Genomic DNA, 14,687 nt, shown 5'->3' on the forward strand with positions numbered 1-14,687 from the left:
GCTGGTGACGTGGCGACGGAGCTGGCGTTGTTCCGGTTCGACAACGAGCTGCGGCGGCGACCCGAAGACGCCGAGGAGCAAGTCCACCTGACACCGGCGTACGTGCTCGACCCCGTCCGTGCCGTGCTCGGCGGTCGGATCGAGCTCGACCCCTGCACCACTGCCGACAACCCCGTTGGCGCCGACCGGTTCTACGCACTCCCCGATGACGGTGCGGCCCTTCCCTGGTCGGCCGCAACGGTGTTCTGCAACCCGCCCTACGGCGAGGCAAGGGTGCGTTGGGTACGTCGGTGCGCCGAGGCCGGCGCCGCCGGATCCCGGGTCGTGCTGCTCGTCCCCGCCCACACCGACACCCGCATTTGGCACGAGGCGATGACGTCGGCGACGTCGTTGCTGTTCATCAAGGGCCGCGTGAAGTTCGGTTTGCCCCGGGCCAACGGACGGCAGGTCGCCGCGTCGCACCCCTCAGCACTCATCGGGTGGAATGTCGATCTGCGTCAAGCCGACCAGCTCGGCTCCGCGTTCCTTCTCCGCGACGAGCCTCCGTCCGCGCACGTCGACATTCCACTCGGCCTCTGAACGTGGACGGCGCGCGGGCGCCCCGCGCCGACCGGGGCTTGTCGGCCCGAATCCCGCGCGTGTCATTCTCTGGCCTCATGGCCTTTCGCACACACCGCGCCAGAAGCCCCAGAACGGCCTTCTCGCGGCCCGCGAGACCCTCGATGGACGGAACCACGCCTCGCGAGGCCAGGCGCTCAGGCAAGCAGGGTGGATCACGCCGGGGCAACGCTAGCGGCACTCCCCCACACTGTTGCGCCGTCCTGCCGCTGGGCGATATGGCGCCGCGCTACCGCGTCCAACTACCGCAGAGCACTACCGCGCGTCGCTGCTGCGCAACGGTGCCGCGCGCCAGGGCCGCGAACGGTACGTCTCGCAACTGACGCGGCGCGACATTGCGTCAGCGTGGTGCACCGTCGTGCCGCGCGGCAATGGTGCGTGCAGTGGCGGGAGGCGGCATCGGGCCGCACTCCCGCGCGGGACCGTCGCGCCGCGTTGCTGCCATGCGTGCATGCTCGGCGCTGGTGCTCACGCTACCGCCCCGCACTACCGCATTCCGCTACCGCGTGTCGCTACTGCTCGGCGGTGATGCGCTGCGGCATCATCGGAGGCGACCTAGATATCCGGGAGAACACACAGAGAGGCTTCTTCCCCAATGGCCTTGACCCAAGATGTGCTCAGCCGAGTGATCACCTTTGCCAACGGCAAGGGTGGTGTCGGGAAGACGACGACATCTACCAACTTCGCCGGTCTGTGCGCGGCGGCCGGCTGGCGCACGTTGTTCATCGAGTTCGACCCGCAGGGCGACGCCGGGGACGATCTCGGCTACAAGCGCAGCGAGGACAACGACCAGGGCGCGCACATGCTCGAGGTGCTCGACGCCCATAAGCCGCTGCAGCCGGTGCTGAGTGAGGTTCGCCCGAAGCTCGACGTCGTTCCGATGGGGCGGGTGGCGCTCAAGCACATCGTGGAGATGCTTGAGGGGAAGGAACGGCGGGGGACTGAGTTCCGGCTGATGCTGGCTGAGGCCCTTGCGCCGCTGGCCAAGGACTACGACCTGATCGTCATCGACACGCCTCCCGCGACCGGGACGTCGCCCGCGATCCTTCAGCTGGTCCTGGGCGCGACGCGGTGGTTGATCATTCCCACCAAGAGCGACCGTTCGAGCATCGGAAACGTTCGTGAGCTCGCGGCGGAGATGGAAGCGGTGCGGCACGTGAACCCTCACATCGAGGTGCTCGGGGTGGTGCCGTTCGACTTCGACCGGCAGGCCACCAGGATCTTGCGCAACGCGGTGGAGGACATCGAGGCGGTTCTCGATGGTGCAGCCTCGCTGTTCCTCGACGAGGCCGGAGAGGTGATCACTATCCGTCACTCCAGCGCGGCGATTGACGCGCGCACCGCGGGCAAGCTGGTTCACGAGCTCGCCGAGATCGCGACACAGGAAGAGGCCGGGGAGCCGTGGTGGAAGGCCCTTCAGGAGGGCCGCAGGCCGGAGCGGATCCCCGGGAGTGTCGGGGCGCTCGCGGATGACCACCTGTTGCTGACCAACGCGATCATCACTCGGATCGGGAAGTTCGAGGAGTCCCTGGAGGAGGTCAGCGCATGAGCCGTCGCCAGCCAATGGAGCCGGTCGAGGGTTTGAAGAAGCCCCAGCTGCCGCCACCTCTGGCGCGGCCGCGGACGCTGGCCCCGGTGCCGCCGCCGCGCACCGAGGAGACCTCGCAGGACACCGATGAAAGCCCTGAGCGTGCCGAGGGCGCAGTGCTCGAGTCTGTGGCGGCGCCACAGGAGGCCACGCCGGCAGAGGAGCGCGCCAGGCCGAGGTCGCCCAGGCCGCGGAAGCCGCGGCCGGAGAAGGCCACAACGTCACCACGCAGCGCGGACGCGGACACGATGAAGCCGGTGTCGGTCTCGGTGCCGCTGACTCTGGCGGAGGCGTGGCGGGACCGCGCCAAGCTGGATCGCACCTCGCAGGTCAACGTGCTGCTCGACGCGATCGTGGCCCATCAGAGTGAGTTGGATGACCTGGTTGCCGCGTCCACGGAGAAGCCCACGATCAACGATGGGTTGTTCGACCGCGGACCCGGCTCGAAGGGGGAGCGGTTCGTTGGCGTCTCGCTTCGGATCAAGTCCGGCAATCTCGACGTGATCGACCGGCTGGCCGAGAAGCACGGCCCGGTGAAGCGGTCGCCGTTCGTGGCCGCCGTGTTGACGGCCTACCTCACCTGACGATCAGGTCCGACGGACAGCCAACGGGAGTGCTGGTGCAGACACAACTCGAGCAGACTGCGCGCGGATCACACACGCGGCGGCCACTGGGCAGACCGTGCCGGGCGTGTGGCTCGACGAACACGTGGGTCGAGCTGCGTCGCGAGGTCGACCGCAGCCGATCGGGAGCAGCGGGGGAGTGGCCGTACGCGGTGTGCCAGGCCTGCGGCGACGCCGCGCGTGGGCAACGCACCCAGCCGATCGACGCCGCGGCCGGGCCGACGACGAGGGTCACGGAAGCCCCGACATCCGCGGACGAGAGCGACCAAGAGGCTGGCAGCGGTGAGCAGCCGAGCGCCCGGAGAGGGCGGCCGCCACGACCGAAGGCCAGCGATGAGCGGGTGGAGGAACTTCTCACGGCCGCCGGGTACAACAAGGCGATCACTCCGGACGTCCTCGAGCAGCATCGTCGGTTCGCGACCCACGCCGGGAAGCCGGGGCTGCCACGGTGGAAGGCAGCCGTGGCGCTGTTGAACGGTGCTATGGGCGCCCCCGAGGTCCCGCATGTGCGCGAGATCTACGCCGAGGAGAAGCGACGCCGCGAGGTGCGGAGAGAGCGCGCGGCGCGCATCCGCAAGCAGGCAGGCGAGCTGGCTGCCGAGCACGCCGTGGCGGCCCGCGAGATGGTGGCCCGCGTGTGGGCTGAGACGGGGGAGGGGCCAACCTGGCGCGAGCTGGCCGCCGCGCTCGGCGTCAAGGGCCCGCTGGCATCGGCGATGGTGGACGCACTCCACCAGCGTGGCGCGCTCACTTCGACCAAGGAGCCCCGCTCCCTCATGGCCACCCACGAGTGGTCGCCGGCGGATCGGTGAATGTCGGACGGTGCTGGGACAGTGGACCCATGAGTGAACCCACCCTGCCGAGTGCGGACCGCGGCATCAGCCCGGTGCGCCGTGCCTCGGCCGGTGGGGCTGCGACCCCGGACGAACTGGTCGAGCGGGTGTCCTCGCTGGTGCGTGAGGCCCGTGAGGCGATCGCGTCGTACACGAATGCGACCCTGACCATGACGTACTGGCAGGTCGGTGCGCTGATCGATTCTGAGGTCCTCGGCCGCGAGAGGGCCGAGTACGGTGCCCAGATTGTCGCGTCACTGGCGCGAGAATTGACCGAGCGGTTCGGGCGGGGCTTCGAGGAGAAGAACCTGCGGCGGATGATCAAGTTCGCCCAGCTGTACCCAGACGCCGAGATTGTCGCGTCACTGGCGCGACAATTGAGTTGGACTCACTTCGTGACCCTCCTGCCCCTCAAGTCGGCCGAGGCCCGGGCCTTCTATGCGGACCAGGTGGCCGTCGGCCGGCTGACGGTCAGGGAGCTCAAGCAAGCCATCCAACGCAAGGCGTATGAGCGGCGCGAGATCGCCAACTCCCAGATTGAGCCGGGGTCGATGGTGCCGGCGCACACGTTCAGCGATCCGTATCTGCTCGACTTCCTCGGTCTCCACGACGGGTACGCCGAAACCGACCTGGAGGCGGCGATCCTCCGCGACCTGGAGGCGTTCCTCCTCGAGGTCGGTACTGGGTTCAGCTTCGTCGAGCGCCAGAAGCGGATGATCATCGACGGCGACGACTTCCATCTCGACCTGCTGTTCTACAGCCGCCCGCTGCGACGGCTGGTGGCTGTCGAGCTCAAGATCGGGAAGTTCGACGCCCGGCACGAGGGCCAGATGAAGCTGTACCTCAAGTGGCTCAACCGCTACGAGCGCGCCGAGGGTGAAGAGGCACCGATCGGTCTGATCTTGTGCGCGGAGGCCAGTCGCGAACAGGTCGAGCTGCTGGAGATGCACAAGGACGGCATCGTGGTCGCGGAGTACTGGACGGCGCTACCGCCCAAGCACGAGCTGGAGCAGCGGCTCCAAGCGATCCTGCGAGACGCCCGTGAGCGGATTGCTCGCCGCGAGCTTCCGCCGACCGACTGAGCGGGAGGAGTGGGAGAGGGGCCCGTGAGGCCCCTCAGTTCCATCGAGGGCTCGTTCCACCGGACCCGCCCGGGGCGATGGCCGATGCCGGATGCCCGTGCCGCACTCGAGGCCCAGGCACTAGGCCTAATTCGTACAGCAGTGTGATCCACGAATTAGGCTTCCTAGCCAGCTGCTTGGCGGTCGGTCGCACCGAAGAGCCGGCCTTGCCGTTCCAAGAACGCCGCGTCGCGAGTCGCGGCTCCGTCGGGGAGTAGCGCTGCCTGCTCAAGGTCGGGGCTCTGTGGCCGCTCGTCGACGACGGGGGTGGCGAGGCGCTGGGCGGTCAGGCCGTATCGGAGTCGGTGGCGATCCCACGCGGCGACGCACGCGCCTCGTTCGGCGGGGGAGAGGTCCTGGAAGCGCTGCTTGCGCGCGAGGCTGCGGGCGACGTATTCGTCGGCCGGGATGCTGCGTAGCCAGGTCTGGTACTGGTCGAGCTCGTCGATGCCAGCGCGGCGGCGTCGCTCAGCGAGCCGAGCCTTGAGTGCTGACTGTTGGGTGATCGACATCTGGTCGAACTCGAGCCGCTTCGCCGCGGCGCGTTCGGCGCGGGCTGCGGGGGAGAGGTTGTCCCACCAGGCCTTCTCCTTCGCCCGCTGTGCCTTAATCGCGCGAGCACGGCCGGCGGTCCAGCTCGAGGTCATCCCGGCCCGGTAGGCGGCTCGTTCGATCTCAACGGTTGCGAGTTGACGGGCGTATGCCACGGCCGCGTCCTGTTCGACCTGGACCGACCGGGGACGGGTGGCGGCCTGCCAGCGGCCGTGCTCGTCAACGCAGGCCATGCCTGCCTTCGCGAGTGCCACCAGCGCCGCCTTCGCCGTCGACCGCTGCGACTTCGACGGCACCTCGCCCGGGGTCTCCACCAGGCCTGCCTTCACTGTCAACTCACCCAGGTCCACTGTGCCGTCGATGGTCAGGAGGGCCCGCCAGAGGCTGTGGCTGGAGCGGGGGAGGGTGGCCCAGAGGCCGCGCACCGGTGGGGGTGGGTCAAACGCAGGTGGGGGGATTTGCCGTCCCCCCTGCGAGGGGGCGGGGTTGATTTCGAACTCGTAGCTCGTGGAGTCCCGTTCGACGAGGGAGAGGCAGTCGGTGTGGAGGGTGCCGAGACGGCCGTTCAGGAGGCGCAGGGCGGCGCGGATGGTCTTGCGGTCGCCCAGCCCGGTGTCGAGCAGCAGGTCCCGTTCGGGGCAGGGGACACGCAACTCCCCGGTGCGGAGCACGCGGTCCAGCAGCTGGTGTCCGACCTGGAGCAGCGCCGGCCGCCGTCTGGCCGGGACCGTCCACATCAGCCGCTCCAACTCGACACGAGCGGCCGCCACGGCGTCGACCACGTCCTCGGGTGGTGCCTCGACCTGCCGAGGCTTCTGGTCGGGGCTGATGTTGAACTCAGACGCGGTGCGGACGAGCTCGTTCCACACATACGCCAGCCACCACGAGTAGCCCTGGTGCTTGGCCTTGGTCATCGCCGTCGGATGGGACTCGCGGATCAGCCGCCACGCGGTCTCCGGGTCGCCGATCGCCCATACCATCTCCCGAGTGCAGGCCGCCTCCACGAGCGACCGGTCGACCTCGACCGCGCCACGGGTCTTCGTCGAGCCGGCCGCCCACGACCCTGCCGGAACCTGGCCGTCGACCAGGTAGCGGCGCCAGTCAGGGCGCAGCTGACGCTTCCACCGTTGCAACGCCAACGGGACCACGAATCCTTGCCCGCCGCCGGCCGACGACGCTGGCTGGCCGGCTTTGGTGGCCGTGGTCTTACGGCGTGGCCGCAGTGGTGACGGGGCGGGAGGGTCCGGCAGCACCCGTTTCAGGTCGCGCAGGGCCTGGCGCAGGTCGCCCTTGGGTTTCGTGACCGCCCCCGTCTTGTGGGGCGAGCAGAGCGGCCGTACGGCGTCGCGCAGATCCAGCTCGTTGCGCGGCACCTTCACGTCCGCAGCCAGGCTGGCCAGGAAGTCGCCGACCTCGGCACAGAACCCGTTCCGTGACGCGGCCGGGGCGTAGCGGTAGTCGGCGCGGGCGAAGTAGATGTGCCAGCGGCCCTTGGCGCCACCTGAGGGGCGCTCCAGCACCCAACACTCCCGCCGACGCAGCCAGTCGGTGATCTCCGCGGCAAGGAACGTGCCGAACTCCCCGGGCACGTCGACGTCGACCACCCCGACGCCATCGCGCAGATGCCCCACCAGGGCAGCGATCCGGCCCCGGCCGACCAGCTCGAGCCCATCCGCGAGCGTGGTGACCGTCGTCTTCGGGACAGCCGTGTTGCCGTCGTCGATGAAGAACCACTGGGTCGCATGTGGGTTGAACATCCACTCGTCGAGCGCCAACAAGGCCGGGGAGACACGCCGACCTGCATCAGGGTGTGCGGCATCGCGGTGCGACGCCGGTACAGTTACCGGCAACAAATCTTGATAGCTCCTTTCGGAGTCCTCCCGGTCACCAGCGCCAACTGGTTCCCGGTCTTCACCAAGACGGTCAGGTCCCGCGCCAACGGGGCCTTTCGTCATTTCTGGGGCCTATGGGCCGTCCCGAACGCTGCCGGACGCCACCACCGCCTTCCGTGCTCGCAGGGGCAGGACGTGAGTGGACCAGGCGCTCTCTACCGCGGCCATCGCCTGGACTCGGCCGTCATCACCACAACGCGTGGGGGAGTGCTGGGCACGCGCGTCGACACGCCAGCGCGGGAATGACTTCCGCGCCACGTGGACCTGCTCTACAGTGGGCAGCACAACACCTCCTCGTGAGGGATCAGACTTTGCGAATCCGGGTTGCAGCCCGGTGGAGCTTCCGACTAGGCCCCGTTGCAGCGGGGTCGTTGTCGTTTTCAGGGCACTGCCCTGACCCGGTCAACCGGTCATGGGCAGCTGCTCTCCGGCCTCCGCGGCCTTCGCCCACGCCTTCAAGGCCTTCTTCATCACCCGCGGCTCGAACGGCACGCCGTAGTGGTCGCAGACCACCTCGGTGACGTAATCGCCCAGCGTCACGCCACGACGCTCCGCGTCGGCGATCACCAGGTCGGCCGCGTCACGGGGCAGCATCGCGCGGTACCGCACGCGGCCGTTCGGGGCGGGGAGTGGGTCGGGGTGCTCAGCGAGGTCGCCGATTGGCAGGTCCATCGGTACATCGACGTGCCGGCACACCAGCCAGCCGATGTAGTCGCCGATATGACAGCCCAGTGAGACTGCGTCCGCCTTCACGAAAGCTGCGGCCTCCGGAGGCATGCTCGGGATGATCTTGTGGCGTTCGCCCTTCGACTTCCGACCCATGCGGGCAATCCAACCGTGGGACTGAGCCACGGAGCCGCAACCTGCCACCGTCGGGCGTGTCGCGGATTTCTGGAAATTTCGCGAAAAACACGAGGGGTGAGAACGGTGCTCGAAGTCCCTCACATCTACAACAACAACAGCAGTCACACCAGATCGGACAGTTGACCCGAGATTCTGTCCCACCCCCGCGCAGCCCCCTACTTGTTCCCAGGCGCGGAGCCCTGGCCTGTTGCGTAGGCCTTCCACGTGTTGGCGACCTCGTTGACGCGTTCCTGGTTGGTCTCCCACATCACCACGCGGCCGACTCCGCGGCGGGCGCCGCGGGGGTGGTCGGCGGAGACGAGCTCGAGGTCCTCGAGGACGGCCAGGTGGCGAAGAACCCGGCTGTGGTCGATGCCGACGGCCTCCGCCAGCTCCATCGCGTTCATTGGCCGCACTGAGAGGTGGCGCAGGATCTCGGTGCGCGCACTGTTGCCGATCGCGTCGATGATCGCCAGCACCTCCTCGGGCATGTTTGGCGGCTTCGACAGACGGGGCACGTGCGCATTGTGCCGGATCCCGAGACTCGCCCATTTCGTGTTAGAACTGCCTTTAGCGCCGTTCTTGTGTCATGCTCAGGGTAATGCAGAACAAGGCCCGATGGTGGGAGCCACGGGTCGCGCCGGAGCGGCGACTTGACGAGTCGACGGACAATAGGGGCCCCTGGGTTCGGGCCCAGGAAGGAAGGACGCGGTCGTGGGGACACGTCAGCAAACGTCACCGGGGGCGTATGCACCCCCGAGACGTCCTGCCGCGTCCAGCTCCTCATCACGGGGCCATGGATGGGCCGCTAGCAGCGCGCTGGGGCCTGGCTCGGATGCTGCCGGCGCCGCTTGCCAACTCGGGCCGCCAGCTGGTGTTACAGCGCCCCTTTCGCCTGACACGCCAGTGTGCGTGTCTCGAAGATTGTTCGCCGAAGGTGTCCGATCCGCTCCGCGCCCGGTTGCCTTCATTGGTAGAGAGCCCCACTCGGAGGGAAGGACTTCACCGTGAACCCGACTCGCAGTACGGCGAGGTCGGCAACCTGTCGGCCATGTCGTCAAGACTGGTGCCCCAGGCCCGTGCATCGGGCGACCCGGGCTCAGGAAGGACGCTCATGAAGCGCACTCTCATCGCTGCAACCGCTCTCGCCCTCGCCGGGACGCTCACCGGCTGCGGGGGCGACGACGAGCCGAAGGCAGATCCGACGCCCACTGAGTCGACCTCGCCCTCCGCGACCACCACGCCGGAGCCGACGTGGGACGACAAGTTCAGCCCGGCACAGATGAAGCGTTACCGCGCGGCTCGAGACCGCTGGCTGGAGTTCTGGGCCTTCTACACCGAGATCGCGCGCAAGGGTGTGGACACGCCGGGAGTCATGCAGGGCTTTGAGAAGTACACGATGTCCCCGCTGGGCGAGCGCTCTGCATTCCTCGACTCGTATGTCCGCGGTGGCGCACGGATGGAGGTTCCGCCCGAGGTGCTGTGGACGAGCGCTACCAAGATCGGCAAGGAAACGGTCGACTTCAGGTACTGCCTCGACAACACCAACATCCGCATCACGGTCAACGGGAAGGTGACGCCGCAGAAGCCCCCGTACCTGGTTGAGCGGACGATCCGGATGCGGAAGACGTCCAAGGGCTGGCTGAAAGAGCGGTATCTCAATGACAAAGGGGTGAAGACATGCACGCCGACCGCCCCATGAACCGTGCCGCCTTGGCGAGCCTGAGCGTTGTGGGCCTCGTCGCTTCGGTCCTCGCAGCCGTGATGCTGGTGTCTGCTGGCCCTACGAGCACTTCCTGGGCGGATGGCCCAGGGGATTGCGCCGAATACGATCCGGAGACGGGCGCCTGCATCCGGTGGAACATTCCCGGCACCACGCCTTCCAATCCCGGCAACACCGGCGGTACGGGCGGAACAGCCTCGTGCCAGGACAAGGATGGGACTGAGGTGCCGTGCACGAAGGATGGGTTGACGTGGTGGGGTAGCCCTCATTGGTGCTATGCCGAGCCGCAGCGCCCTCAGAGCCCGCCTCCCCGCGGCCACGAGAACGAGAACGGGATGTGGTGGACCTGCCAGACCGGTGCAAGTGGAAACGCAGCGAGCTTCGCCGTCTGGTGGGCAAGCGGCGGCCTCGCACCGGTCGATGGCGCAGCGGTCGCCCGTTCGCTGATGGTAACGATCCCGTATGAGCTCGCGGACGCGAAGATCGCTCCGCCGCCGACGTACCACACCTACATCTCGTACAAGAACTGGTTGTGGATCGAGTCGTCGCAGTGGCACACGGTTTCCGCAAGCCGCTCGTTGCGGGGTGCGACGGTCACGCTGACTGCGTCCCCGTCGTACGTCGAGTGGGACATGGGCAATGGGGACACGGTCTCGTGTGTCGGCGCCGGGCGTGCGTGGGTGAAGGGGATGCCTGAGGACGCGCCGACGAACTGCTCGTACGCGTACGAGGAGATGGAGGACCCCGAGGGCGACACGTGGACCGTGACGGCTCGGATCAACTACACGCTGGCGTGGACCTGCGAGGGCAACTGCGGGGGCGCGACCAGTGGAGACCTCGGCTCGCAGCTCGCCGCTGCGGGCGACTCAACCACGATCACGGTGTTCCAGCGCCAAACGGTCAACAAGAACGGTGGATGACAAGTGACCTCACTGGATTCTCGGCCCTCGAACCGAGCCGATGGCCAGCGGACGTCGCTGGCGGGCGGCCTGCCCGGGGCCGCATCACTGTCGAAGGCGGTGTCCAAGACCCCGCGCAAGTACGGCCAGATGCTGATCATGGTCCTTGTCGTGATCGCGGCCGTGGTCGCCGGCGGCTGGCTCTACATGAACAAGGGCGGCGTGGAGGAGGTGCTGGTCGTCGACCAGCCGATCCCGGCCGGGCACCCGATCACCGAGGACGACGTCCGCACCTCGAGGGACCCGCTGCTGGTTGCCCGGAGCGTGTCGGGCATCGAGGGTGCGATCCCGGTCTCGGAGGTCGATGAGGTGTTCGGGAAGCGCACCACGGTTGCTCTGCTGCCGGGCCAGGTGCTGACCGAGGACTCGCTGACCAGTGACCTGCTGCCGCAGGACGGCAAGCGGCTGATCGCGGTCAACCTTCCGGCGGGCCGGGTGCCTGACACGTTGGCGCCGGGTGCGGTGGTCGACGCGATCGCGGTGCCGCAGGAGGGCCAGGCGGGTGACCCGAAGGCGCTTAACGAGCCGCCGGTCATCTCGGCCGGTGCGACGGTGTACTCGACGAAGAGGTCGCAGGACGGCACGGTGGTGGTGACGCTTCTGATCTCGGAGACCGACGCGAAGACGGTGGCGGCGTACGGATCGGTGGGGCAGTTGACCCTGCTGCAGGCCCCGATCACCGAGGGCGACCCCGAGGACTCCGCCCCGCAGGACAGCGCCGGAGGGCAGGGCTGATGTTGATTGCTGTGTGCTGCGACCGGGGCGCTCCGGGGTCGACGACGGTGTCGTTGGCGCTGGGTGTCTCGACGCCGGAGCCGACGATCGTGGTCGAGCCCGACCCGTACGGCGGTGACCTCGCATTGCGGTGTGCCGCGCCGGGTGGCCATGGCGAGGCGTTCCCACCGACGCCGACGGTGCTGACCTTGGCGACCGAGGCGCGTACGTCGGTGAGCCCGGGTCTGGTGGCCAGCAAGGCGCACGAGTTCACTGGGTCGACGCGGATCGTGCCTGGCCACTTCTCGGCCGAGCAGGCCGCGGGCGTGAAGAACTGGACTCCGCTGGCGGAGGCGCTGCGGGCGTCGTCGTCGCGCGTGGTGGCAGACCTGGGACGGATCCATTCGAGCTCGCCGACGATTCCGATCGCGGCGGCCGCCGACGTTGTCGTGATGGTGACCCGTCCCGAGGTGGGCGCGGTGCTGCACCTCAAGGACCGGCTGGAGCGGCTAGCGCCGGTGCTGGCCAGCATCCGCAACGCGCCGCCGATCATCGTGCCGGTGGTAGTGACACCCAAGCGGCAGGCCAACGCGGTCGTCTCGGAGGTGGGACGAATGCTCGCACCCTCCAACGCGGCCCGCGCGGTCGCGGGGATTGGGTGGCTGGCGTTGGATCCGTCCGGAGTCGAGGCGATGTACGCCGGCCAGGTGGGCGGGAAGAACGCACGCACTCCGCTGCTGAAGTCCGCCGGCGTACTCAACGACCAGATCAACCAGGCCGCTGGTGTCGCACCGTACGCTGCGGCGCCGGCCGCGCCGGCCAACACATACGCGGTCCAGACGGGGGAGGCCTGATGGACACCAACGGCACGAACGGGTACGGCGCACACACCAACGGCATGCATCTGAAGCGGTTCGCGCCCGTCGACCAGGTGCTCATCAAGCGCCTCCAGTCGCGGGTAGGTGCCCGCCGGTCGAAGGCGTTGGAGGAGTTCCGTCGCAACGGACAGACACCGCCCAAAGGCGAAGACGCCCGGCAGCACACCGAGGCGCTGCTGGCCACGGTGCTCACCCAGTACGAGTCCGAGCTCGTCGAGGACGGCGGGACTCCGCTGGAGGAAGAAGCACGAAACCGGTTGGAGGCGGCGCTCAAGTCCCAGCTGTTCGGGGCCGGCAACCTCGACCAGCTGCTCGAGGACCCCGATGTCGAGGACATCACCATCAACGGCCACGAGAACGTGCTCGTCACCTACGCCAACGGCAGCAAGGCCCAACTGGCGCCGATCGCCAACTCGGACAAGGAGTTGGAGGAGATCGTCAAGACCATCTCCACCTACGACGGGCTCTCCACCCGTCCCTTCGACGTCTTGAACTACTCCGTGACGCTTCGGTTGCCCGATGGGTCCCGTCTGCACGCGGTGCAGGGCGTCACGGACACCGGCTTGTCGATCTCGATCCGCAAGCACCGGTTCACCAAGGTGACCCTCCTCCCCGTTCCCGGCCTGGCCGCAAGGGAGGCTCACCTGCCGGAACGGGAACGGACCCGTGACCTGCAGAGCCAGGGCACCGTGGACCCCGACTTGGCGGCGTTCCTGTCCGCGCTGGTACGTGCCCGCAAGAACATCATGATCGCGGGTGCGGTGAGCGCGGGGAAGACGACGCTGCTGCGCGCACTGGCGTCCGAGATCGACCCGAGCGAGCGGCTGATCACGGTGGAGCGGTCGATCGAGCTGGGCCTGCACAAGGACCCCGAGCGTCACCCAGACGTGGTGGCCATGGAGGAACGGCTGCCGAACGTCGACGGGGCCGGCGCGGTCAGCCTGGCCGACTTGGTCCGCGACTCGACGCGGATGAAGCCCGACCGCGTCATCGTCGGCGAGGTCCTGGGCGATGAGGTCATCACGATGCTCAACGCCATGATGCAGGGCAACGACGGAAGCCTCTCGACGATCCACGCGAACTCGTCGAAGGATGTCGTCGCCAAGATCCAGACGTACGCACTGCAGGCGGCCGAGCGGCTGCCGTTCGAGGCCACCAATGGACTGATCACGGGTGCCCTGGACTTCATTGTGTTCATGCGGCGGATCCGCACTGCGGACGGTGGCCAGCGCCGCATCATCGAGTCGATCCGCGAGGTCGTCGGCCGTGACGAGGACGGCGTGAAGACGACGGAGCTGTGGAAGTTCAACAAGGCCACGGGCCGCACCGAGTTCACGCGGAAGGCGATCGCCTGCGAGGAGGACCTCCTCGAGGTCGGCTGGAACCCCGACGGCACCGCCGACCTTCGCAGCTTCACCGATCCAACTGGTGGCGACGACGCTGAGGGGTCGTGGATCTGATGGCCCTCTTCGTGGCGTGTGTGCTGGCGGCGTGTCTCGGCATCATCGGAATCATCCGCACAGCCCGTGGCAAGAGCCTGCTGCCGGCGCGAGTGGCAGCCACCCGCCGCAAGGTGGCCGATCGCGAGGGCATGGCTCGGCAGGTCACGATCGCGCTGATCGTGGGCGTCGTGGTCTGGGCCCTGACGCGTTGGCCGGTGGCCGGTGCGATGGCGGTCGCCGTCGTGCTCTTGTGGCCGAAGCTGGCGCGTTCGGGCGCGATCGAGAAGCGCAGCGTGGCCAAGATCGAGGCGATCGCGAACTGGACCGAGTCGCTGCGTGATGCAGCAGCCTCCGAGTCGGGGCTGGCACAGGCGCTGCCTGCCACCCTGGATGGGGCACCCGCGCTGCTGCGCCGGCCGTTGCGGAACCTAATCGACGCCATCGACTTGCGTACACCCCTGCCGATCGCGCTGGCCGACTTCGCCGACGAGGTCGACGACCGTGGCGCGGACAAGGTCGTGATCGCCCTCTCGCTGACCGCACAGCAGCAGTCCGGGAACCTCAAGCGGGTGCTGACCACGCTGGCAGCCAACACTCGCGCCGAGTTGGAGATGCGGCGCAAGGTACTGACCGAACGCAACGGCGTACGCCGCCAGTCCAACCAGGTCGCCATCGGGCTGCTGGCGTTGGCCGGGCTGCAGGCTGTGTTCTTGCGCGGCTGGGTGGAGCCGTACAGCTCGTTCTACGGGCAGATGGTGCTCGCGGTGCTGGCCGCGGTCTACGTGGCCCTGCTGGTCCGCCTGCAGCGGCTGGCCGCCCCAGAGCCGCACCCCAGATTCCTGTCAGGGGCGGCCGCCCTCACGCAGGCCGCCGGCCGAGAGGTAGTGGCGCCGTGATCCCG

Annotated in this window: 14 protein-coding genes; 11 read left to right on the forward strand and 3 right to left on the reverse strand. The window is 68.3% G+C overall.

The window, feature by feature from the left end; translation table 11 throughout:
• Positions 1 to 9 precede the first annotated feature (9 nt).
• The 5 genes from ACJ5H2_RS21750 (at position 10) to ACJ5H2_RS21770 (ending at position 4,744) form a co-directional block, all read left to right on the forward strand.
• A complete protein-coding gene (locus ACJ5H2_RS21750; protein ID WP_408899811.1) occupies positions 10 to 579 on the forward strand; it encodes a DNA N-6-adenine-methyltransferase in 570 nt (189 codons plus the stop codon).
• 664 nt (positions 580 to 1,243) lie between these two features.
• Entirely contained in the window at positions 1,244 to 2,167 is a 924-nt protein-coding gene (locus ACJ5H2_RS21755; RefSeq protein ID WP_408899812.1) for a ParA family protein, read from the forward strand.
• Positions 2,164 to 2,790: a hypothetical protein gene (locus tag ACJ5H2_RS21760; RefSeq protein ID WP_408899813.1), complete on the forward strand. Its 627-nt coding sequence runs from the start codon at positions 2,164 to 2,166 to the stop codon at positions 2,788 to 2,790. Before ACJ5H2_RS21755 ends, ACJ5H2_RS21760 begins: the two co-directional genes overlap by 4 nt.
• 380 nt (positions 2,791 to 3,170) lie before the next feature.
• Positions 3,171 to 3,641, forward strand: a complete 471-nt coding sequence (locus ACJ5H2_RS21765; RefSeq protein ID WP_408899814.1) for a hypothetical protein — start codon at positions 3,171 to 3,173, stop codon at positions 3,639 to 3,641.
• 29 nt (positions 3,642 to 3,670) lie between these two features.
• Positions 3,671 to 4,744 carry a YhcG family protein gene (locus ACJ5H2_RS21770; protein WP_408899815.1) on the forward strand — a complete coding sequence of 358 codons (1,074 nt, stop codon included), beginning with the start codon at positions 3,671 to 3,673 and terminating at the stop codon, positions 4,742 to 4,744.
• Positions 4,745 to 4,908: 164 nt separating this feature from the next.
• On the opposite strand, the gene ACJ5H2_RS21775 is transcribed toward ACJ5H2_RS21770, so the two are convergent.
• From ACJ5H2_RS21775 to ACJ5H2_RS21785, 3 genes are all read right to left on the reverse strand, one after another.
• Entirely contained in the window at positions 4,909 to 7,110 is a 2,202-nt protein-coding gene (locus tag ACJ5H2_RS21775; protein ID WP_408899816.1) for a hypothetical protein, read from the reverse strand.
• A gap of 519 nt (positions 7,111 to 7,629) precedes the next feature.
• Positions 7,630 to 8,079: a hypothetical protein gene (locus ACJ5H2_RS21780; RefSeq protein ID WP_408899817.1), complete on the reverse strand. Its 450-nt coding sequence runs from the start codon at positions 8,077 to 8,079 to the stop codon at positions 7,630 to 7,632.
• 167 nt (positions 8,080 to 8,246) lie between these two features.
• The gene (locus ACJ5H2_RS21785) at positions 8,247 to 8,588 is read right to left on the reverse strand and encodes an ArsR/SmtB family transcription factor (RefSeq protein ID WP_408899818.1); all 342 of its coding nucleotides are present in this window, start codon (positions 8,586 to 8,588) and stop codon (positions 8,247 to 8,249) included.
• Between the two features lie 596 nt (positions 8,589 to 9,184).
• On the opposite strand from ACJ5H2_RS21785, the gene ACJ5H2_RS21790 reads away from it, so the two are divergent.
• From ACJ5H2_RS21790 to ACJ5H2_RS21815, 6 genes are all read left to right on the forward strand, one after another.
• Positions 9,185 to 9,772, forward strand: a complete 588-nt coding sequence (locus ACJ5H2_RS21790; RefSeq protein ID WP_408899819.1) for a hypothetical protein — start codon at positions 9,185 to 9,187, stop codon at positions 9,770 to 9,772.
• The gene (locus ACJ5H2_RS21795) at positions 9,751 to 10,713 is read left to right on the forward strand and encodes a hypothetical protein (protein WP_408899820.1); all 963 of its coding nucleotides are present in this window, start codon (positions 9,751 to 9,753) and stop codon (positions 10,711 to 10,713) included. The genes ACJ5H2_RS21790 and ACJ5H2_RS21795 overlap by 22 nt, the downstream gene beginning before the upstream one ends.
• Positions 10,714 to 10,812: 99 nt before the next feature.
• Positions 10,813 to 11,487: an SAF domain-containing protein gene (locus ACJ5H2_RS21800; protein WP_408899821.1), complete on the forward strand. Its 675-nt coding sequence runs from the start codon at positions 10,813 to 10,815 to the stop codon at positions 11,485 to 11,487.
• Positions 11,488 to 11,576: 89 nt separating this feature from the next.
• On the forward strand, positions 11,577 to 12,320 hold the full coding sequence (locus ACJ5H2_RS21805; protein ID WP_408899822.1) for a hypothetical protein: 744 nt from the start codon (positions 11,577 to 11,579) through the stop codon (positions 12,318 to 12,320).
• A 44-nt stretch (positions 12,321 to 12,364) separates the two neighbouring features.
• Positions 12,365 to 13,804, forward strand: coding sequence for a CpaF family protein (locus ACJ5H2_RS21810; RefSeq protein WP_408899928.1), 1,440 nt, complete (start codon positions 12,365 to 12,367; stop codon positions 13,802 to 13,804).
• A complete protein-coding gene (locus tag ACJ5H2_RS21815) occupies positions 13,804 to 14,682 on the forward strand; it encodes a type II secretion system F family protein (protein WP_408899929.1) in 879 nt (292 codons plus the stop codon). The genes ACJ5H2_RS21810 and ACJ5H2_RS21815 overlap by 1 nt, the downstream gene beginning before the upstream one ends.
• Positions 14,683 to 14,687: the final 5 nt, after the last annotated feature.

The organism is Nocardioides pymetrozini (genome assembly GCF_046058985.1).
Classification (GTDB): domain Bacteria; phylum Actinomycetota; class Actinomycetes; order Propionibacteriales; family Nocardioidaceae; genus Nocardioides.